Source organism: Mesorhizobium sp. M4B.F.Ca.ET.017.02.2.1, assembly GCF_003998955.1.
Classification (GTDB): Bacteria; Pseudomonadota; Alphaproteobacteria; order Rhizobiales; family Rhizobiaceae; genus Mesorhizobium; species Mesorhizobium abyssinicae.
Map to the genome: position 1 here is coordinate 1 of NZ_RZOF01000635.1, position 1,091 is coordinate 1,091.

Below are 1,091 nucleotides of genomic sequence, written 5' to 3' on the forward strand. Positions count from 1 at the left end.
GGTGAGGCTCGCCGCCTTGGCGCCGACCTCGCCGCCCGAGACCGGCGCATCGAGATAGCCGGCACCTGCCTGCCGGATCTGTGCCGCGAAGTCCGCCGTGGCGATTGGGCTGATCGAGCTCATGTCGATCACAAGCTTGCCGGCCGCGAGTCCGTCCAGCACGCCGTCTCGCCCAAGCAGCACGCGTTCCACGTCGGGCGTGTCGGGGAGCATAGTCACGACGATCTCGGACATCCGCGCCACTTCGGCCGCGGAGGCCACGACCGATGCGTTGAGGTCCTTCGGCAGAGGCGAGCGGTTGAGCACGGTGGCGATCTCATGTCCGGCGTCGGCGAGATGGCGCGCCATTGGCGCTCCCATGACGCCAAGTCCAATGAAACCGATCTTCATTTTCAACTCCCTTGCGGACCAGCGCGAACTGCTCTTGCAGCCAAAGTTAGCCATATGATATAGGACATCATACAAATTTCAATCCTGGAGACGATCGCAAAATGCAAGAGCGCGTCAATTCGCTGAAGGCAGCCGTAACGGCCGGCCGGGCTCACATCGGCATCTGGTGCTCGCTGGCTTCGGCCCTCACCACCGAGATCGTCGCCGGCTCCGGAACCGGCTGGGTCCTGATCGACGGCGAGCACAGCCCAAACGATCTGCGCAGCATCATGGCGCAGCTGCAGGTGATAGGCGGCTTCGACAGCGAGGCGGTGGTGCGGCTGCCCTCCGACGACGCCAACCTGATCAAGCAGGCAATGGACATTGGCGCGCGCAGCCTGATGATCCCCAACGTGCGCACGGCCGCGCAGGCCCGCGCCATCGTTGCCGCGATGACCTACGCGCCAGGCGGTATCCGCGGCTTTTCCGTCGGCCACCGCGCCAATGCCTTCGGCCGCATCGCCGGCTATCATGCCAATGCGCGCGCCCAGCAGCTTCTTGCCGTGCAGATCGAGGATGAATCCGGCGTCGCCAATGCCGACGCGATCGCCGCGGTCGACGGCGTCGACGTCCTCTTCGTCGGCCCCGGCGACCTCTCGACCAATATGGGCGCGATGGGCAATCCCAACGCCCCCCATGTGCAGGAAGCGATCGCCTCGGTG

The 1,091-nt window shown here is 65.4% G+C and carries 2 protein-coding genes; one reads left to right on the forward strand and one right to left on the reverse strand.

The features are described from left to right. On the reverse strand, positions 1–390 hold a 390-nt coding region (locus EN738_RS34510; protein WP_145967055.1), incomplete at its 3' end, for an NAD(P)-dependent oxidoreductase. A gap of 101 nt (positions 391–491) precedes the next feature. Here EN738_RS34510 and EN738_RS34515 point away from each other — a divergent pair. Further along, positions 492–1,091 (forward strand): aldolase/citrate lyase family protein (locus EN738_RS34515; RefSeq protein ID WP_127287392.1); only part of this gene is annotated, 600 nt, incomplete at its 3' end.